The organism is Posidoniimonas polymericola, assembly GCF_007859935.1.
Taxonomy (GTDB): Bacteria; Planctomycetota; Planctomycetia; order Pirellulales; family Lacipirellulaceae; genus Posidoniimonas; species Posidoniimonas polymericola.
Genome location: NZ_SJPO01000002.1, coordinates 362218 through 381326 on the forward strand (window position 1 = coordinate 362218; position 19109 = coordinate 381326).

The 19109-nt window shown below is 65.5% G+C and carries 10 protein-coding genes; 7 read left to right on the forward strand and 3 right to left on the reverse strand.

All coding sequences use genetic code 11. The features are described 5' to 3' along the window. The first annotated feature begins 112 nt into the window (after positions 1-112). Positions 113-3637 (forward strand): lamin tail domain-containing protein, encoded by a 3525-nt coding sequence (locus tag Pla123a_RS05455; protein ID WP_146584669.1) that lies wholly within the window; start codon positions 113-115, stop codon positions 3635-3637. On the opposite strand, the gene Pla123a_RS05460 is transcribed toward Pla123a_RS05455, so the two are convergent. Next, complete coding sequence (locus tag Pla123a_RS05460; protein ID WP_146584671.1) at positions 3634-4074, reverse strand: hypothetical protein; 441 nt, start codon at positions 4072-4074, stop codon at positions 3634-3636. The genes Pla123a_RS05455 and Pla123a_RS05460 overlap by 4 nt on opposite strands. A gap of 2 nt (positions 4075-4076) precedes the next feature. Continuing rightward, positions 4077-5108, reverse strand: a complete 1032-nt coding sequence (locus tag Pla123a_RS05465) for a DUF1559 domain-containing protein (protein ID WP_146584673.1) — start codon at positions 5106-5108, stop codon at positions 4077-4079. A 338-nt stretch (positions 5109-5446) separates the two neighbouring features. Here Pla123a_RS05465 and Pla123a_RS05470 point away from each other — a divergent pair, with 338 nt between their 5' ends. From Pla123a_RS05470 to Pla123a_RS05485, 4 genes are all read left to right on the forward strand, one after another. Beyond that, entirely contained in the window at positions 5447-6262 is an 816-nt protein-coding gene (locus Pla123a_RS05470) for a hypothetical protein (protein ID WP_197527696.1), read from the forward strand. 81 nt (positions 6263-6343) lie between these two features. Then, a complete protein-coding gene (locus Pla123a_RS05475; RefSeq protein ID WP_197527697.1) occupies positions 6344-8056 on the forward strand; it encodes a gamma-glutamyltransferase family protein in 1713 nt (570 codons plus the stop codon). Between the two features lie 7 nt (positions 8057-8063). After that, the gene (locus tag Pla123a_RS05480; RefSeq protein WP_146584679.1) at positions 8064-9617 is read left to right on the forward strand and encodes a M14-type cytosolic carboxypeptidase; all 1554 of its coding nucleotides are present in this window, start codon (positions 8064-8066) and stop codon (positions 9615-9617) included. Beyond that, on the forward strand, positions 9602-12514 hold the full coding sequence (locus tag Pla123a_RS05485) for a hypothetical protein (RefSeq protein ID WP_146584681.1): 2913 nt from the start codon (positions 9602-9604) through the stop codon (positions 12512-12514). Before Pla123a_RS05480 ends, Pla123a_RS05485 begins: the two co-directional genes overlap by 16 nt. 5 nt (positions 12515-12519) lie before the next feature. On the opposite strand, the gene Pla123a_RS05490 is transcribed toward Pla123a_RS05485, so the two are convergent. Continuing rightward, positions 12520-14127 (reverse strand): efflux transporter outer membrane subunit, encoded by a 1608-nt coding sequence (locus Pla123a_RS05490; RefSeq protein ID WP_197527698.1) that lies wholly within the window; start codon positions 14125-14127, stop codon positions 12520-12522. Between the two features lie 476 nt (positions 14128-14603). Here Pla123a_RS05490 and Pla123a_RS05495 point away from each other — a divergent pair, with 476 nt between their 5' ends. Then, positions 14604-15791, forward strand: a complete 1188-nt coding sequence (locus tag Pla123a_RS05495) for an efflux RND transporter periplasmic adaptor subunit (RefSeq protein WP_197527699.1) — start codon at positions 14604-14606, stop codon at positions 15789-15791. A 6-nt stretch (positions 15792-15797) separates the two neighbouring features. After that, positions 15798-18980 (forward strand): efflux RND transporter permease subunit, encoded by a 3183-nt coding sequence (locus Pla123a_RS05500; RefSeq protein WP_146584687.1) that lies wholly within the window; start codon positions 15798-15800, stop codon positions 18978-18980. The last annotated feature ends 129 nt before the right edge of the window (positions 18981-19109 follow it).

Below are 19109 nucleotides of genomic sequence, written 5' to 3' on the forward strand. Positions count from 1 at the left end.
CTTCGGCGACTTGTACTACAATCAGAAGGTCGCCTTCAGCGGCGGTATTGCATTCGCGTTTCTGCTGGAATCTCAGCGGCGCTTCGGTTCCTAGACGGGGTGGAGTTCATTGATGCGTCGGATGTGCAGCAGCGGTGCGTGCCGGCTCGGTTTCGAAACGCTCGAGCCCCGTCGGGTGCTGGCGGCGGCCAACCTGGTCATCAGCGAGCTCATGGCGACCAACGTCACGACGCTCGCCAGCGGCGATGGAGCGTACGACGACTGGATCGAGATCCACAACGCCGACAGTGTGGCGGTTAACCTCGGCGACTACTTCCTGTCCGACAACGCCGGCGACCCAACCAGGTGGAGGCTCCCCGCCACGACGCTCCCCAGCGGTGGCTACCTGGTGGTGTTCGCCTCGGCGCCGGTCGACTACCTGGGCGCCCCGGTGATCGACAAAGTCGACGGCGCCGGCTATTCCCACACTAGCTTCAAGCTCGACTCCGAGGGGGAGGCCCTCACGCTGGCTTACCAGGACCCGGGAACGCACGCGACCGCGGTAGTCGACCAGATCTTCCCGGAGTTTCCCCAACAGTACCCGGACGTCTCCTACGGCGTGGCGTCCGACACTCAGCTGCGGTACTTCGACACCCCCACGCCGGGCGCCGCCAACGGCGCTGGCTTGCTCGGTGTGGTGGCGGACACCCGGTTCAGCGTTGACCGCGGATTCCACGACGCGCCGTTCGAGGTCGTGATCACCTCCGACACGCCCGACGCAGAGATCTATTTCACAACCGACGGCTCGGCGCCCAGCCCCACCAACGGCGAGCTGTACACCGCCGCGGTGCAGGTCGATCGCACCACCGTGCTCCGGGCGGCCGCCAGCAAGGCCGGCTACCTGCCGACCAACGTCGACACCCAGACCTACTTGTTCCTCGACAATATTGTCGGCCAGTCGCGTCAGGCGGCCCTCGACGCCGGCTACCCGGGCGTGTGGGAGGCCGCCAACGGGGACTTCCTCGCCGACTACGGCTTCGACCCGGAAGTGGTCGGCTACTTCGGCGCCGATGGGCAGCCGCTTGGCGGCGACTTGTTCGGTGGCGCCTACGCGGCCGATTTGCGAGAAGCGTTGCTCTCGGCGCCGACGATCTCGATCGTCATGGACCGGGACGACTTGTTCTTGCAGGACGACTCGGACGTCGACGGCATCTACATCGACCCGCGTCAGGGACGCAACCCAGAACCGGAAAGGGCGACCTCGGTCGAGTGGATCACGCCCGACGGCGCGACGCGGCTGCAGGTCGACGCCGGCATCCAGATGCAGGGCGGCGCGTTCCGCTCACAGTTCTTCACCCGCAAGCACTCGTTCCGCCTGGTGTTCAAGGACCAGTACGGACCGAGCGAGTTAAACTTCCCGCTCTACGGCGACGGCGCCGTCGACCAGTTCAACACACTCGTGCTGAAGGCCACCGCCAACGACGGCTACTCTTGGAACGCGGGGCAGCAGACCCTGCAGTACGCGCGCGACCAGTTCGGCCACAGCCTGCAGCTGGCGATGGGCCACGCCAGCCCGCACGACGCCTACACCCACCTGTACATCAACGGCATGTACTGGGGCGTGTACTCGGTGCAGGAACGGCCCGACGCAGAGTTCGCCGAGAGCTACCTCGGCGTCCACCCCGACGCCTGGGACGCCCTGCACGACGACGAGTTCAACAGCGGCGACTCGACCGCGTGGTTCGACATGCTGAACCTCGCGTACCAGGCGGGCGGTTCACTGGCGTCGTACCTGCAGTTGCAGGGCAGGAACCCCGACGGCACGCCGAACGCCGGCGCCGCGCCGCTGCTGGACGTCGAGAACTACGTCGACTACCTGCTGATCAACGTCTGGGCCGGCAACGACGACTGGCCCCACCACAACTTCTGGGCCGGCCGCGATCGGTCGCCGCTCACTACCGAGGGGTTCCAATTCTTCCTCTGGGACTTCGACGGCGTCATGGGCAACACACGGAAGTGGTCGCCGCTCGACACCCGGACATTCGATCAGGACTTCGGCGGCGCGTTCAACGTCGGGCAGCCCCACCAGTACCTGCAGTGGAACCCCGAGTACCAACTGCAGTTCGCCGACCGCGTCCACCGCTATTTCTTCAACGACGGCCTGCTGACGCCCGGCAGCCTGATCGATCGCTACCAGGCGATCACCAATCAGGTTCAAGAGATCCTTGTCGCCGAGTCGGCCCGCTGGGGCGATCTGCACGCGTCGTTCCCGCTGACACCCGCCGACTGGCAGGTCGAACGCGACTGGCTCCTGAACACCTACCTGCCGCAGCGTTCGTCCTATGTGATGCAGGAGCTGCGCGACTTCGGATTCTACCCCAATGTTGATGCGCCGGAATTCAGCCAGCACGGCGGCGTCGTGCCGGGGGGCTTTGAGCTGACGATGCAGTCGGCAGGCGGCGCCGTCTACTACACCCTCGACGGCAGCGATCCCCGCCGGCCCGGCGGCGCCCTCAGCGGCGCGGCGATGCTCTACAGCGGCCAGCCGATCGCGATCAACGCCGGCGTCACGGTCAATGCCCGGGCGCAGCAGTTCGGTGAGTGGTCGGCGCTCAACCAGGCCGAGTTCTCGCCGGAGGCGGCCGGCGATATTGGCGCCCTCCGTATCACCGAGCTCCAGTACCACCCCGCCGACTTTCCCGTCGTTCTCGACGACGAGGACCTCGAGTACCTAGAGATACTCAACACCGGCGACGCGGCCGTCAGCCTCGACGGCGTGCAGATTACCGGCTTCGCCAGCCTGCCGTACGACTTTGAAGCCGGCTTGACCGTGGACGCGGGCGAGCGGATCGTCGTGGCCCGAAACGTAGCAGAGTTCCAGTCATTCTACGGCGCCGAGATCTTTGTCGCGTCCAGCGGCTATTCCGACCGCAACCTCAGCAACGGGGGCGAGTCCGTGACGCTGCTCGGGCCTGCGGGCCAAGTGATCCACAGCTTCACCTACAGCGATGATCCTCCCTGGCCGGCCACGCCCGATGGCCTCGGCCCGTCACTCGAGATCATCGACCCGCTCGGCGATGCGAGCGACCCGGCCAACTGGCGGGCGAGCCTGTACTTCTATGGTTCGCCGGGGACTGACGGTCTGCCGCTGCCGGGCGACTACGACCGGAGCGGCGTCGTTGACGACGCCGACCGTGACGCCTGGCGGGCGGCCTACGGCGCACTCGCAACTACCCCGGGCGACGGCGCCGACGGCAACCGGGACGGCCTCGTGAACGCGGCCGACTACGCCGTGTGGCGCGACCACCAGGGAGACTCGACCACGCTCTACGGGACCGTCGCCCCTGCGGCTGCCTCGCCAGGGCCTGCCGCGGTTGAGGCCGCCGAGGCGCCTGCGGCGTACTTCGCAGCACTCGGAGAAGAGCCGCGGCTGGTTCGCGGCTACGACGTCAACGCGGCCCAGCAGGCGACGTCCGCTTCTCCTGCTCAGGACGACTTGCTGCTGGCAACGCGCCCGCGGCGGCTACCGCCGCATCGTCCGATCGCCGAACCGCCACGTACCCAGACTACGGACGACAGCGGTGAAGACACCCTGCCGGCTGCCAAGCCGCTGCGGCCCTGGCTCGGTGTTCGCACGCTGCTATCGGGGCGGCGCTAGAACTCGAGGTTGAAGTCGACTGTCGACTCGCCTTCCCCGATGGTCTCAACAAGCTGAGTCTGCGTGTTGAACTTCGGCGGGAGGAAGTCGACCAGCTCGTCTTCAGTGGCGGGTGCGCCCGGCTCGGGCGAAAGCTTACGGCCCGTTCTTCGCTGGCCGATGACAATCACCTTGTAGTCACCGGGTGGCATCTTCTGCGTGACGGTGACGCTGTAGCGGCCCTGATCGATGCCGGCCGAGACCGGCTTCCGCTTGACTCCCTCCGGTGTGGTTCCGGATTCCGTGGGGGCGAACATAATGGTGCCGAGCTCTACCGGCTGACCATTGGCGGTCACGGCGCCAGAGGGGATTGCGGTCGGTGGCTCGGCGCAGCCAGCAAGGAGCATTGGCAGCCAAGCCAGCACCAGTCGATATCGTGTCTTGGTTGTCGCGGCCATGGCTAGGGCGCCTCGTACACTTCTTCGCCATTGACAGTCGCGATCGCCTGCCAGACCGCTAAATCGATATCGTCAGAAACGAAGTGTAGGCTGGTGTCGGCGTAGATCGCGTTCACGCCCCCAACGTGATTGCTGCGGGCAACCTGGTGCCAGCCGCCGCGCCACTGGCTTGTTGTAGGGCGGCACGGCGCTTGCTCTGGAACGGTGACGCAATATCTCGTGAAGTCGAACGAAGCCAAGTCGTTAGGGGGCGCGTTGTGCATGTACATCACCGCGGCGCCATAGTGCAAAGCTCCCCGGGTGTCTTCTCCTGGCACATTGATGATTTCCGCGGCCATGGCGGTCTTGCTGGTGCCGTCGGTAATCTCGCCCATCTTGCGTCCGTGGTTCACCATGAAGGTTCCGATGGCGCCAAGCGACGAGGTGCTGCTCGCGTAGGGCGGGAAAGGCCACTTCTGCGGCGTTGGCGAGACGCCCGCAGTGCGCTGCTTCGGGTCGGGGTTGTGCATGTACACCTGGCCAATGCCTGCGTTCACCCCGTAGGAACCACGAGCGCCGTAGAAGTCATTGATGATGTCCACAGGCTCCAGTGAAGGGCAGCTGAAGGTCTCAAATTTGATATGGTGAGCTTTGTTGTCGTTGCGCTCACGCTCGGCAAGCGGCACAGTCCAATCGGCCTGGCCGTACGCGGCCGCTTCCTCGACATACTGCAGGACCTGCGTCACCCAGCTATAAAGGGTCGGGTCGGCCGAGACGTCAAACCGCTGCACCGCGCCAATCGGCAGCCGCTTCTGCGACGACTCGTAGTTGGCGACCGACAAGCCGATCTGGCGGAGGTTGTTTTGGCAGCTCGAACGCCGGGCCGCTTCGCGTGCGGCCTGCACTGCGGGCAGAAGCAGAGCGATTAAGACACCGATGATCGCAATCACGACCAGCAGCTCGACCAGGGTAAATGCGGTCCGGCGTGGCGACTGCGCAGCAGCCGCTTGCTCAAGAGGTAGCGACATCCAGGGTTCTCCCATCGCCTGTAGCAAAGGATTCCCCACTCGCGTCTTGCAGACGCAGCCGGTGGCTGAGGTCGTGAGGGGCGCTACGTGCCATGAGGATTCTATCCACTGTCTGGCAGCGATTTAAATAGCATTGTCAAAAATACCAGGCGAATTGTATTGCTTCCTCATCTCCGCAGCAGTAATAATCGGGCGAGCTGCTGCTGATGCAGTAGCAGCGAGCGTAGTCTGCGTTGGCAGGCTCAGGAATGGAACGCAGGCCGGAACATACTCCCCATTGGGGGGGGGTGGCTGGGGCGTTCCTTTTTTTATGCCTGTCTCGGTTTATGCACGCTGAGCCACTTCGATCTTGGGAGATTTGTCTAATGAGACGGCACGCTTTGATTCCCCTTCTACTCGCGGCTGCCGCGACCATCGCACTACCGGCCGCCCAGGCGGTGGTGCTCGAGGAGTTCCTCTTCGACGACCCAGGGGGCACCGCGATCGAGGCCGCGGCCAACAACGCCGGCACCGGCAACCTGTTTGACGTCGACGCCGATCTAGTCGACGTGAAGACCAACGGCGCCGGGCAGCTCGACGCCTCGCTCAAGGCCAACTTCGACTTCGGCACGACCTACGTCGACACCGCCGATTCGCTAACGGGCTCGTACTACGGCCTGATCGATTTCTCCTACGCCTTCGACGAGGCCACCTACACCACGGGAGAAGACGAAGAAATCCGGATTAGCCTGATCCAATTCGACCCCCGCTCGACCTTTGTCACCGGAGAAATTGAGATCACACGCAACAGCGCGACCGACGCGGTCATCTTCGGCAACGCCGTAGGGACCGGCGCGGTTGACATCGGCGAAACCGCCCTGCCACTCTCGGGCTCGATCATCGCCATTGTGGCGGCGAACCTGGACGCGGACCTGATGCAGGTGCACTACTCGCTTGACGGCGGGGCCTCTTTCACGACCCTTACTGGCGGCGAGCTTGACCCCGACCGCGGACTCGGCTCGCTGCGCCTGACGCTCAACAACGACTTCTCGGACGACGCGGTCCTCATCGACCGAATTGCCCTCTACGACGCCAACCCGTACCCGGGGCTGATCCCAAGCATCGAGAACATCCCCGAGCCCTCGGCCGCGTGCCTGGCGTTGGTGATGACCTTGGCCGCCACCCGTCGCCGGCGCGGCTAGTCTGCTGCGATGAGCAATGCTGCGATGCGCCGGCGGTGGCCCCGAGGCCGCCGCCGGCCGCGCATCACGAGGTCCCGCCCCATGCACTCACGCCTCCCGTTACGATTGACCTTCGTTGCGCTGACGCTCTTGCTGAGCGCAGGTCCAAGCCCCTGCGCGGTCGGCAGGGAACTTGTAGTCGCAAAGCGTTTTGCGGTCACCAGTGGCCACCCGGCGGCGTCGTTCGCCGGATTAAAGGTGCTGCAGAGCGGCGGCAATGTCATCGACGCCGCGGTCACCACCTCGATGGCGATGGGGGTGGCGGCGCCCTGGGGGTCGGGCCTGGGGGGCAAGCTGGTTATGCTCTACCGCGAGGGCGACACCGGAAAGATTTACTGTGTCGAGGCGCTCAACGCCGCGCCGCAGAAGCTCGACACCGAAACCTTCATCAACCTCCCCAGATCGCAGCGACGCCACGGCTACGCGTCGGTTTGCGTGCCGGGGCTGCCGGCCGGGCTCGAGCTGGCCCACCGTCGTTGGGGCGAACTTTCCTGGGAGGCGGTCGTGACGCCCGCGGCTGAGCTTGCTGAGGCCGGGGTCAACTTCGAACCGGAGATGCAGCCACTCTTTGAGCACAAGACCGAGCGGTTGAGCCTCAACCCTGCGGCCGCGCAGATGTATTTGTGCGAGAAACAGCTTCCGGCGCTGGGCAAGAAGCTGCGATTCCCCAAGCTGGCCCAGACGCTCCGCGAGGTTGCGGCTCACGGGGCCGACGCCTTCTACCGGGGCGATGTCGCCCAGCGGATTGTGAAGGTCGCCCGGTCGAACGGCTCGGCGCTGACGCTGGCGGACTTCGAGCAGTACCGGCCGCGCGTCATCGAGCCGTTGGAGCGGCGTTTTGGCGACTACGAGATCGCCACCCCGCCGCCTCCGACTACGGGCGGGATCACCGTGCTGGCCGCGCTCGGTGCGCTCGAGCAGGTCGATTGGGCCGGCCGCGACCTCCGCGACCTGGAGTCGATCGAGCAGCTCAGCCGGGTGCTGAACCAGCTCTACCCGCTGGTCGACCGCGGCATCGCGGACCACGTAAAGTCGCTCGATGCGGCCCGCCAGTTGTTGTCGACAGAAGGGATCGAGGCGATCCGCAACGAGGCCCTCGCGGTCGGCGCCGCCGCGAGCCGGGTTGGGCAGTCCGCGGGCGACGATCTCGAGGGCACCCTGGACGACACGGCGGACGCCAGCACCTCGCACCTCGTGGTCGCCGACTCCGAGGGCAACGTGGCGTGCGTCACCCAGTCGCTCAGCTACCATTTCGGCGCGAGCGTCGTGGCGGCAGACACCGGCGTGCTCCTCAACAACAGCATGTGCAACTTCAACACCCGCAACCTGGATTCGGTCAACGCGATCGCGCCAGGCAAGCGGCCTCGCAGCACCATCGCGCCGGTGATCGTCATGCGCGACAACGAGGTCCGGCTCGCGTTTGGCATCCCGGGCGGGCAGCGGATTGCGTCGACGACCGCGCTGATCTTGCTCGACACGCTGCGCAAGGGCCACAGCCTGTCCGAAGCCTTGATCGACTGGCGTTACCACCTTCGGCGGCCGGTTGAGCCGGGCCAGCCGCACAACCAAATTGACCTCGAGGAGGGCGCGCCCGAGGACCTGCGGGAGCGGCTTGCCGCGCGTGGCTGGCGGTCCGCGGAGTGGCGATGCGACGGCAGCTACTTCGGCGGCGGGAACGGCGTCGAGTACCTGCCGGACGGGACGCTGGCGGCGGTCGCCGATCCGCGGCGCACGAACGACGCGATGGGACAGTAGGCAAACGATGGCGGAACGAATCGCAACCCGCGGCGCCGTGCGGCGTGGCTCTGCAGCAGGCGTCGCCGCCTTGCTGCTGGCGGCCTCGCGTGCCTGTCTGGCGTTGTCGCTCTCGGCCGATTTTGACAGCGCGTCGCTCGACATTGCGGCCTCCGCGGTCATCGGTGGGGACGTCACACTCGTTGGGCGGGACAACTACAACACCGGCGACTGGAAGTGGCTCTATTTCCGGGCCGACGGCGTGCAGTCGACGTCGCCGGTGTTCTCGATCGGCGACAACTTTGAAACCGGCGCCAGCAGCCTCAATGGCCACGCGATGGTCTACAGTTACGACCAACAGGACTGGTTCTTCTTCGACAACAACGTTCGCAACGCCGCCAGCGGGACGTTCCGCTTCTGGAACTCCACTCCGTTCGCCCAGGACGGGGTGTATGTCGCGTACGGCCTGCCCTACCCTGCCGGGCGCGCCGCGTCGCACTCGCTCAGCCTGGCCAGTTCGCCGTGGGTGACCGACCTGCCGTCGTCCGTGGGTCTGCTAACGGTGGGGCAATCGCCCGGCGGTGTAGATGACCTTGGCCGCGCCATCGCGCCGAGCGACCTGTACGGCTACCGCGTGCACGACCCGTCTGGGGCGGCAGACCGCGCTACTGTCGTGCTAGCGAGCGGCGTTCACGCAAACGAGACGCTCGGCAACTTCGTGCTCGAGGGCCTGGTCGACTTCTTGATCGGCGATTCGCTGGAGGCCGCGCTGCTGCGAAAAGCCGCCGATTTCGCCGTCTACCCGCTGGCTAATCCCGACGGGCGCCTGGCCGGATACAATCGGAGCACGGTCGCAAACGAGTCGCAGGACCCTAACCGCTACTGGGACTCGCCCTCCTACGGGGGAATCCCAGAGCTACAGACCATCGGTAGCGCAATGCTGGCAGACACCGCGGAGTCGGCTGATTACCTGATCGACTTCCATTCCACGGTGAATGGCAAGGCCGGCCACTACGCGTTCGTCCACCCCGATATGCAGTCGGACCCGCTGTGGCAGAGCTTCCTCCAGCACGAGCCCACGGTCGAGACCCGCAACGCCGTATTGTCCGACGACACGCTGCCCAAGTTCGGCCGCGACGAACTCGGCGCCGCGTTCTCCATCACCTTTGAGACCGAGTTCCTGGCGGGCGAGAACATCGACCGCTACCTCGCGATCGGCGAGAGTTGGGGACACGCCCTGGCCGAGTCGTTGGTCGTGTTCGCCGACCTGAATCTCGATGGCGAACTGAGCCGGGCCGACTGGGCGCTGCTGATCGCCGCCGCCGAGACCGACCTCAGCAGCCTCTCGCCGATCGACGCCTACCTGCACGGCGACCTCGACGGCGACGGCCTTAACAGCATCCAAGACTTTTCGCTATTCAAGAACGCCTACGAAAGCGCGCACGGGCTGGGATCCCTGGCCAAACTCATCGCGGCGCCCGAGCCGTCAGCCGGCGTGTCGTTTGTCCTGTCCGTGAGCCTCCTTGCCACCACCCGAGTGCCGATCTTCGACCGGAGCCGAATCCTATGCACCGCAACTTGACGTTCACTACCTTCACCACTGCCGGTCTGCTGATGCTGGTGGCGCTGTCCCCGCCGGCGGACGCTGTCGACCTCGAGGCGTTCGAATTCAACGACCCCAACTTGACTGAGTTGACTGCCGCGGCGAACACGGCCAACCCGGGCAACAGCTGGGTCAGCTCTGAGACCAACGGCTTCTCGGACATGACGCCGTCGCGCGTCATTTCGGGTTCTTACCAGATTTTGAAGGAGCAGGGTGGCCTGGCGACCAACCACCTGCAGATCGACAACGTGACCAGCGGCTCGGTCTTCCTCGTGGCGCGGATGTCGGAGTGGGCGTTCCGCGAAGATTCGCCAGAAGAGGCAGAGGAAGAGGTCCGATTCGGTTTCCTCAATGACGATTCCGGGACGGGCGGCAGCACGATCACCGCCGAGATGATCATCCGCCGCGAGGCGTCCGGCGGCATCGAGCTGGCAGGCCGGGCCCTCGGCCCTGGGGCGACCGCGGTTAGCAACACGGCCCCACTCGCCACGGATCAGATGTCGCCGTTCACTGCGGTGCTCGCGGTGGACCTCGACTCGTCGACCTACAAGGTCTATTACAAGGACGGCTCAAATCCGTCCCAGGTGCTGGGGATTGGATCGATGTCGCCTTCGCGGGCGGCCAATTCCGTCCGACTGGCTGCAAATAACTTTTTCGCGAACGGGAACCTGGTAGGTATCGGGCCCTCGGACATCATCGAGGAGGAGTTCAATATTGACCGCCTCGCGTTGGCGACCACCAACCCGCTAACCGATCTGCTGACGGTCAGCATCAACCGCGCCACCGGCGCGATGACGCTGGTTAACAGCACCGGCCAGGCGTTGCCGACGCTGCTGTCGTACTCGATTGAGTCGGCTGCCGGTGCGCTCGACGCGAGCGGCTGGAAGGCGGTCGCCGGCAATTACGACAGCGCCGGCAATGGCAGTGTCGACATCGACGGGACCTGGAGTGTCGACACGACCACCGCCTACGTCCTTTCCGAGTCGGCCAACACGGCCAGCGGAGGAGCCCTCGCAGCCGGCCAGAGCGTCGTGCTCAACCAAACCGGCGACAGCGTATGGCTGCAGTCGCCGATCGAAGACATCGCGGTGACCCTCACCTTCGCAGGCGGCGTCAGCCGCACGGCGGACGTCATGTTCATGGGCAATGGCGGCAGCCGATTTGCTCTGGGAGACCTCAACTTTGATGGGCAGGTAACCGCCGCCGACTGGAGCACCCTGATCATGTTCAACGAGACCGACCTGACCAGCCTGTCGCAGGTCGAGGCGTACCGTCGGGGCGACCTCGACGCCGACGGCGTCAACAGCATCCTGGACATCGGCGCCTTCAAGTCCGCCTACGACACCGCCAACGGCTCCGGCGCATTCGCCGCGATGATCGCCGGCGTCCCGGAACCAGCCGCCACGCTGCTCGCAATCGGGGCGTTAACGCCACTCGCCCTGAGACGCCGAACGGCGTCGCTGCTGGTGCTGCTGACGCTCGCCCTCGCCGGCCGCGGTGTCCAGGCCGGGATCCTCGAAGACTTCACCTTCAACGAGGTCGACGGCACGGCCCTCAATGAGGCGACCAACCTGATCAACCCGGACAACACCTGGACCGAAAACACGACCGACCTGACGCCCACAGCGGTCCTCGACAACAAGCTGCGGGTCACCAAGTTGAACGACTCGCTGGCTAGTAACTACCTGGACATTTCGAATGTCACGTCGGGCAAAGTTTGGCTCGTGGCCGAGATCTCCGGCTGGCACTTCTCATCGATTGTCGGACCGACGGAGTTCGACTCTGGCGAACTTGAAGAGTTCCGCTTCGACTTCCTCGACAACGACGACAACTCCGGCAGCACCATCACTGCCGAGATGGAGATCGAGCGCAAGGCTGACGGCAGTATTGTGCTGCAGGGGCAGGCGCTCGGCGGCGGCAGCACCGTGTCGGGCACGACGCTGGGACTGTCGCGGTCGACGCCGTTCACGATGGTCCTGGAATACGACGCAACGGCCAATGCCTACGAGATTTTCGGCAAGGACGGCGCCGGCTCGTTCGAGAGCTACGGCGCCGGCACAACCTCCGCCACCCGCGACGCCAACAGTGTCCGGTTCGCGGTTAACAACAGCATGGGCGGGACCGGCGAGTTCTTCGACCTCGACCGGATCTACGTCACCGACGAGTCGCCGATTGTCGACGTCCTCGACCCGCTGACGCTGCGGGTCAACACCACCACCGGTCAGATGTGGATCGTCAACAATTCAACCGCGGCGTACGCGTTCGATTCCTATCGGGTCAGCAGCGACACCGACGCCCTGCTGTCCGCCGACGCCAAGTGGTCGAGCCTGAGCGACCAGGGCGTCGACTCCGTCGACGGCGACGACGCCGACTCGATTGTTGGAAATGGCATTGGCGAGACCTGGGACGAGGCGGGCGGGGCCGGTCCTGGCGTGCTGGCCGAGTCGTTCCTGTTCGGCAGCTCTGAACTGTCGCCCAGCGAGATGCTGTCGCTCGGCCGTCCGATTGCGCCCGGCGTGTCGACCGGCCTGGAGTTCACCTACCGCCGCGCCGACACAGGCGCGCTGCAGACGGGCCTGCTAGAGTTTGTCACCGGCGGCGGACTGCAGGGGGATTTCAACAACGACGGCGTTGTTGACGCGGCCGACTACACGCTGTGGCGCGACAACGAGGGCGACCCGGACGAGTCGGCCATCGGCAACAACGGCGACGGGGGCGGCATCGGCCCAGGCGACTACCTCGTCTGGAAGAACAACTACGGCGCCGCGGCGTCCTCGGCGTCGGTCGCCGAGCAGGCGCCGGAGCCGGGGTGCCTGGTCCTCGCCGGGCTGGCGGGCGGCGTCCTCGCCCGCCAAAGGCGCGTCGCTCGACGCTGAGTCGGTCAGAGCTCGCTAGGGTAGACGAGCGGAGCGTCTGCGTCCCGCGGCAGCAGGCGAATATCAACCGAGTCGGGCAGCTCGAGTTCGGACGCGTCGGCATCGAGCGGGTTGTTGTCGGGAACGGGCAGCGGCTCGGCGTCCGAGTCTTGCTCTCCCGTGTCGTCGGCGTCAAGAGAGCCGGTTGTCGTGACCGCGGAGGATGGCCGCATCGGCCAGCCGCCGCCGAGCGACCGGTAGATCTCGATCAGGTTCTGCGCGACTTGCCCCTTGGCCACCGCCGCCGACTCCTCCTGTTGAGTCTTGAAGTTTTGAACGTTGAACACGCGGTTGTAGTCGACCTGCCCCTCCTCGAGCGAGAAGAGAATCAGCTGGTTGGTCTCGTCGGCGGCCTTGGCGGCTTGAAGCTGGAAGTCGAGCCGCTCCTGCGAACGGAGGAACAGGTTGATGGCGTTCTCGGCCTCGAGGTTCGCCAGGAGCACCGATTGGCGGTACGCCGCCAGCAGCTGGAGGAACCGGGCCTCCTGTACGCCAACGTTGTTGACGATCCGGCCGTAGTTCAGCAGGTCCCACCGGAACGACGGGCCGATCGACGCGAAGAACGCGCCCTCGGTGAACAGCTGGTCGATCCGCCGGGAGCTCACTCCCGCGTTGCCGGATAGTGTGATGTGCGGGTAGAGGTCGGACTCGGCGATACCGATCAGCTCGCTCTGGGCGGCAAGCTGCCGTTCGGCGCGGCGGACATCGGGGCGGCGGAGCAGGGTCTGCGCGGGGATGCCGACGGCGATCTGTTGGGGCACGTCGGGGATCTCGCCCTTGCCCAGTAGCTCGGTGAGGTCCTCGGGCGGCACGCCTAGCAGCACGCAGAGCTGATTCTGCGATAGCCGCAGAGCCGACTCGAGCTGCGGCACGAACGACTGGGTCTGCGCGACGCTGCTCTTGGCCTGCTGCACGTCAATCTGGCTGACGTCTTGTTCTTCGAAGCGCGCCTCGACTATGTCGTAGGTCCGCTGCTGGTTGTCCACGTTGCGTCGGACCAGCTCCAGTCGGGCCTGGGTGGTGCGGATGTCGACGTAGGTTGCCGCGACGTCGGCGATCAGCGTCACCGCAACATCGCCGTAGTCGTAGATTGACGCGTCCAGGTCGGCGTCGGCGGCGGTGATGGCGCGGCGGTAGCGGCCCCAGAAGTCGAGCTCCCAGGCGAGACTGAACGAGTCGCTCCAGTTGCTGAACCGGCTGCCCGGGCCCGTGCCGGTCGACTTGTTGTACGAGTAGCTGCCCGACAGCGACTGCTGCTGCGGGAAGTATTGGCCGACCGCGATCGCCCGCAGGCGGCGGGCCTCCAGCACGCGGGCGCCCGCCTCGCGGAGCGTAAGATTCTGGCTGTAGGCCTCGGCGATCAGATTGTTGAGCACCGGGTCGTTGAACGTGGTCCACCAGGCGGCGAGCTCGGCCGGGTCGTGGAGCACCCGCTTGTCGTCGGCGTCGATCCAGTCGGGGGCGACCTCCACACAAGGCGTGCAGTACTCCGGTCCAACCTTGCAGTGGTTGGCCCAGTACTGTCGTGGGCTGGTGCAGCCCGCCAGCGAGACGCAGGCCGCCAGGCGGAGCACAATCGAGCACTGCCTGACGAGGGGAGTGGGTCGGGTTTTCTCTCGGCTGTTCAACGGGCGCCCTTGGTCTATAAATCCGGCAAGCGGTGGCGAGGCCGTTCTCGCGTAGCGCTCGGCATCTCCCGTAGCATCGGCGTTAGCGGTGCAACCAGTGCGACCGGACCTGGGCGGCTTCTGGTCCTCGGCGGGTCGGCGGCCCGTTCCACCGTCAAAATCGCTACAGCTTTCGGTTGGAGCCCTGGGTTCTGGCCCCGGGCTCTTGGGTCGGCGGGCCTAGCTGCGGGAAAACGTCGAAGAAAAGTGCAGCTTTTCGCCCGGATTTCCGAGGCCGCCGGGCGGCTTTGGGGTTGGGATACTGGCTACAATGGCAGGTCTGACACGACGGGCGTGCTGGAGTTAATGCGGTCCGAAGAGCAAGAATGCCAACTTCTAGTGAAAAATCAGGGCGCCTGGCCGGGGTCCTCCTGCGTAGTCTGTTGCCGCTCGCCATCCTGGCGGGCGGCTGGTTTGGGTATGTGCGGCTATCGGTTGAAACGGTCAAAGAGCAGCCCGAGGCCGAGGAGAAGCGGACCCTCCGCACCCGCGTGGCGTCGGTGGAGCCTACCAGCTACCCGATCGCGGTCGAAACCAACGCGGTCGTGCAGTCGCACAACCAGGTGGTGCTGGCTGCAGAGGTCGCCGGGGCGGTTACGCGAGTGAGCCCCAAATTCGAGGTGGGCGCCTACTTCTCAGAGGGCGATATCTTGGTGGAGATCGATCCCCGGAACTACGCCTCGGCGCGGGCCATCGCCAAGAGTCGGCTCCAGGCGGCCAAGTCCGCGCTGGATCTCGCCAAACTCGACGAGAAGCGGAAGCTGCGACTGATAGAACGCAACGCCGTGTCGGGCGCCGAGGTGGACGTCGCCTCCGCCACCCGCGAGCAGGCCGAGGCCGACGTCGAGCTCGCGCAGGCGGAGCTCGAGCGGACGGAGCTCGATCTGAAACGAACCAAGGTGGCCGCGCCGTTCGACGGGCGTGTGCGAACCAAGAACATCGGACTGGGGCAGATGGCCAACGCCAACACCCCGCTCGGCGAGATCTTCGCAATCGACTTCGCCGAGGTGCGCCTGCCGATCTCCGCCCAGCAGCGGCGGTTTCTCGAGCTTCCTGAGGTCGAGGGTGACCCCGCGGTGAGGGTGGTGCTGCGGGACGCCATCAGCCGGTCTGTCGAGACAACCTGGCCGGCCCGGATCGTGCGTACCGAGGGGGTTCTGGACGCGGACTCGCGGGACATGTTCGCGATAGCGCGGGTCGACGACCCGTTCGGCCTGGAGTCGGGCCTGCCGCCGCTGCGGATTGGTCAGCCGGTGGTCGCGTCGATCGACGGGGTCGTGCTGCGGGACGTAGTAGCGCTGCCGCGTGCGGCCGTGCGGCAACTCGACAAGATTGTGCTGGTCAAGCAAGACGGGCAGACGCTGCTGCCGATGACGATCGAGCCCGTGTGGTCCGACGCCCAGCACGTTGTGGTGACGGCGTCGGCGATCCCCGACGGCACCTGGTTGGCCACCACTCCCATGATTTACACGCCGGAAGGGACGGTCGTCGAGGTGATCGAGGACCAGGCGTCGCCGATGGCGGTGGCCGAGTCTTGCTCGCCGGCCAAAGAAGAGCGGTCGACCAACTAAAGCAAGATGATCCGCTGGTTCACAAATAACGGCATCGCGGCCAACTTCTTGATGCTCGCCATCTTGGTCGCTGGCGTGTACACCGCCGCATTTGAAATCCCACTGGAGGTCTCGCCGGAGCGGAACTTCGAGTCGGTCATCATCGAGATGAACTACCGCGGCGGGACCGCCAAGGACATCGAGCGGGCGATCCTCATCCCGATTGAGGAGGCCCTAGAAGGCGTCGATGGAATCCGCGAGATGAACGCTGATGGCTCGAATGGCAGGGCCTGGTTCTTCCTCAACGCCGAGCCGGGCGCCGACCTGCGGGCGCTGATGGACGACGTCACTGCTCGGATCGACACCATCACCACCTTTCCCGACGAGACCGAACGCCCCCGGGTGTTCATCCCGGACTCGTCCAACTGGTGGGAGGTGCTGACGGTGGCGGTCACCGGTGAGCTGGGCCCGCGCGAGCTGCGCGAGGTTGCCCGCCGGGTGCAGGAGGACCTGCTTGCCCTCCCCGGGGTCAGCCGCGCCAACTTGCAGGGAGACCGCCGGTACGAGATCTCGGTCGAGGCCGACACCGAGAGGCTGCTCTCCTACGGCCTCAGCTTCCAAGATCTGGCCGACGCGATTCGTGAGTTCTCGATCGACCTGCCGGCCGGTTCGATCGACAGCGCCAGCGGCACATTCATCGTTCGCACCCGCGGGCAGGCGTACTCCGAGCAAGAATTTAGCAAGGTGCCGATCCGGTCGGCTAATGGCTCGGACGTGCTGCTCGGAGAGGTCGCGACCGTCGTTGACGGTTTCGAAGAGGGCGAGAAGATCGTCGAGTTCAATGGGCAGCCTGCGCTCTATGTCGAAGTGATGCGGACCGGCAAGGAAAACGCGATTGATATTTCGAACAAGGTCAACGAGTACGTCCGCTCTGCCCGGTCGAGGTTTCCCGAAGGCATCAACCTGTACGTGTGGGACGACGAGTCGGTGTCGATCCGCGGGCGGCTCAACACGCTGATCCAGTCGCTCCTGCAGGGGAGCGTGCTGGTCATGCTGCTCCTGGGGCTGTTCCTCCGTCCGGCGCTCGCGTTCTGGATTGTCATCGGCATCCCGGTCGGCTTCGCCGGCGGTGTGCTGCTGATGCCTTGGTTTGGAGTCACCGCGAACGTCATGAGCCTGTTCGGGTTCATTATCGTCGTCGGCATCGTTGTCGACGACGCCATCGTGACCGGCGAGAACGTCTACCTGAAGATGAGCAACGGTGTGCCCCCGCTCGAGGCGGCGATCACCGGCACCGAGGAGGTCGCCACGCCGGTTACTTTCGGAGCGCTGACCACCATCGTGGCGTTCGTGCCACTGATGTTCTTCGAGGGCTCGTGGGGCGACTTTGCCAGCCAAGTGCCGCCGATCGTCGGCCCGGTGCTGATGTTCTCGCTGATCGAGTCGAAGCTGATCCTGCCGGCCCACCTCAAGCACCTGCGTCCCGTGCCAAGGGACAACTTTATCACGCGGTTCCAGTCGGGCGTCGCCCGGGGGCTGGAAGTGTTCATCGAGCGTTGCTACCAGCCAATCCTTGAAACAGCCGTGCGTCACCGGGCGTCGGTGGCGGCGGCGTTCGTGGCGGCAGCGTTGCTGATGACCGGGTACTGCGTGGGGGGGCGGATGGAGTTTATCTCGTTCCCGAGCGTCGATCGGGGCCGGATCTCTGCCTCGCTCGACATGCCCGACGACACCCCAATAGAGGTGACCAACCAGTACATCGGACGAGTCGAGCGCGCTCTGCTGGAGCTTAGTAGGGAGTACGTCGACCCCGGGACCGGCGAGTCGATGGTGCAGAACATCTCGAAGCTGGTCGGCGCCGCCAGGATCCACCGCGACTTCGACAAGTCGAGGGGCGCGATCGCATTCGAGGTGCTGCCCCCGTCGGCCCGCACCACTCCGGGACCCACGAACAGTGAGCTGGTCAACCGCTGGACCGAGCTGGTCGGGCCGATCCCTGAAGCGACCGAGTTCCGCGTCCGCTCCGACCCCAGCATCCGCAACGACCGGGACTTCGACAGCGAAAACCTGAACATCGAGCTCCGCGGGCCGATGTCCGACGAGAAGGCCAACGTCGCCCGCGAGATCCGCAAGATCCTGCAGCAGTACGAGGGCTTTAGCTCGACCTGGGCGAACATCAACATGGGGCAGGACGAGCTCGAGCTGACCATGAAGCCGATGGGGGCGGAGCTTGGGCTCACGCAGCAGCTGCTGGCCGAACAGATCCGCCAAGCGTTCTTCGGCGAGGAGGCGCAACGCGTGCAACGCGGCGTTGACGATATCCGGGTCATGGTGCGGCTGCCTCGGCGACAACGCGAGTCGCTGCACACGCTCGACGAGCTGCGGGTGCGCACGCCGCGCGGGGCGAGCGTACCGCTATCGACTGTGGCGGAGGTCTCGTTCACAAAGGCGCCGTCGTCGGTGCAGCGCAAGGGGGGCGCCGAGATCCTGCGGATTGGGGCCCAGCCGGCGGGCGAGGCGGTGGACGTGCTGGGGATCGCCGCCGAGATCAATCCGCAGATCGAGAAGCTCTGCTACCCGTACGGCTACACCTTCCAGTACGTCGGTTACGTCGCCGAGGCGTCTGCGGCCCGGCGGCAGACCATCCTGGGGGCGCTGGTGCTCGCGTTCGTGCTTTACGGGCTGCTCGCGATCGCTCTCAAGTCGCTAGGGCAGCCGCTGATCGTAATGATCGCCGTGCCGTTCGCGATCATTGGGGCGTTGCTCGGCCATATAGCGCTCGGCATCACGCCGTCCTACCTGTCGGTGTTCGGCATGCTGGCGCTGGCGGGCGTCTCGGTGAACGACACGCTGGTGATGGTCGACTACGTGAACCAACGGCTTGCCCAGGGGGAGAGCCTGCGGCAGGCGGCCCTGCAGGCCGGAGCACGGCGGTTCCGGCCGATCATGCTGACCTCCGTCACGACGTTTGTCGGCCTGGTGCCGCTGATGCTCGACGACTCGGTGCAGGCTCAGTTTCTGATTCCGATGGCGGTGTCGCTAGCGTTCGGCGTGGTTTTCGCAACGCTCGTGTCGCTCTTGCTGATCCCGTGCACGCTGCTGCTGACCGAGGACTGCCTACTGAAGCTGGCAGCTGCGAAGCGGTGGTACGTGCGACCGTTCGCTTCAGACAGCAATCTCGCAGACCGCGAGCTGTCGAGTGGCCATTAGTCACGGTCGACCGAGCGGCATATGCTCTTCGTCCGCCGCGTCGCGCACCCTCCGATCGCGACTGATAAGACTCACCCCGCCCCTCTTTCACTCCGCTAGTGGACGAGCTTTGACCGCCTGCTGTTCAGG